This is a genomic window from Microcoleus sp. B3-D7 (assembly GCF_036705305.1).
Taxonomy (GTDB): domain Bacteria; phylum Cyanobacteriota; class Cyanobacteriia; order Cyanobacteriales; family Microcoleaceae; genus Microcoleus.
Genome location: NZ_JAUBUE010000130.1, coordinates 1 through 1,499, shown reverse-complemented (window position 1 = coordinate 1,499; position 1,499 = coordinate 1). Strand labels below are relative to the sequence as shown.

Below are 1,499 nucleotides of genomic sequence, written 5' to 3'. Positions count from 1 at the left end.
ATTCTGTTATTATCTTTTGACAGGTGAGGATTACGTTAATATCTTCATGTATTATCACGAAGTCATCAGCATATCGGATTAAACTTAGGGCTTGTCGGTTCTTCGCCTTATTCCCTTTTAGTGTTTCTGTGAATTGTTTAACCCGTTCTTCCATACCATGTAAGGCAATGTTAGCCAGTAGGGGTGACACAATGCCACCCTGTGGTGTACCTTCATTGGTAGGAGAAAAATTATCTCTTTCCAATACTCCTGCCTTAAGCCAACTCTTTAATTGTCTTCTTAAGGTGGGGTATGTTTTTATCTTGTCTAAGAGTGCATTATGGTTTATGCGATCGAAGCATTTAGAAATATCAGCATCTAGCACATATTTGGCTTTTTTACTGGTGCTGTCGAATATCGCTTCAATCGCATCGTGACAAGAACGCCCTGGTCTAAAACCGTATGAGTTAGGCTCAAATTTTGCCTCCCATTCAGATTCTAACGCTAGCTTAACTAACGCTTGCAATGCTCGGTCGTTTATTGTGGGTATTCCTAAAGGTCTGGTTTCAATTGTTCCAGGTTTGGGTATATTAACCCTACGAGTAGGGCAAGCCTTACCTGTTAATTTCAACCGACTAACTAAGGTTGTACGTTGTATTGGGGTTAACGATTTTACACCATCTATACCAGCCGTATTTTTCCCTTGGTTATCTTGTGTCACCCGACGAACCGCAATACATTTTGCAGACCAAGACCTAATCAAGGTCTTTTGAAGTTTGCGAACTGCTTTAACATCGCCACGCTCACTCGCTTGGAATATCCGTTTTTGCAACTTGAAAGTTACCCTTTCTAGCTTGCGCCAGTTTAGGTCTTTCCATTCCACCGTCTGATAGTTCAGCGTATTAGACATTTACATTGCTACTTGTTGTATTCCTTTGGAGTTACCATGTATCTGTCTGCATATCCTCATTATTACAATGAGGCATTCGCTTTTGATACAATCCCTCCCTTTTAAATCTTTCGTTAGCTACTTACTGGATTTCGACCTCTCCAGAGATTTAAAAGGGTTATTTCGTTCCGATTACACACATTTGAGTCTTTAGCGTGATGCTCTCCACCGGGTTTCTGGGTAATGCTTATAGGTCGGTCTATCAACTGCCTATACCCTATCCTTGCCTTTTGGCTTGGTGTTAACCAGTCTTTTACCGTGTATCTCAACGGGTTTATCTTTGGTTCAGCCGTTACACCATTTACCGTCACGATGGTTCAAACACATCTTTGCTTTCACTACGCATGGACTCCTGCTTGACAGTTACCGAGTTCGGCTCTTAGTAGTTCTGCCTTTTAACCCCGCTTTAATCTATTAGTTGCTACATAATGGATTAGGGGTTATGTTTTCACCGCTGCATCTGCGGGGTAGGTTTCGCGCCTACTTGTGTAATCAGTTGTCACCAGTTTTATTAACTGGGCTAGCCATCCCGTAAGTATTTCAACTTACTTTAGGCTAAACGACTCGCACG

1 protein-coding gene is annotated in these 1,499 nt (G+C 41.8%); it reads right to left on the bottom strand.

Annotation, left to right across the window (positions count from 1 at the left end; all coding sequences use genetic code 11):
• Positions 1–889, bottom strand: an 889-nt coding sequence (locus QUB25_RS29640) for a reverse transcriptase domain-containing protein (protein WP_333189056.1), incomplete at its 3' end; no start/stop codon positions are given.
• Positions 890–1,499 lie beyond the last annotated feature (610 nt).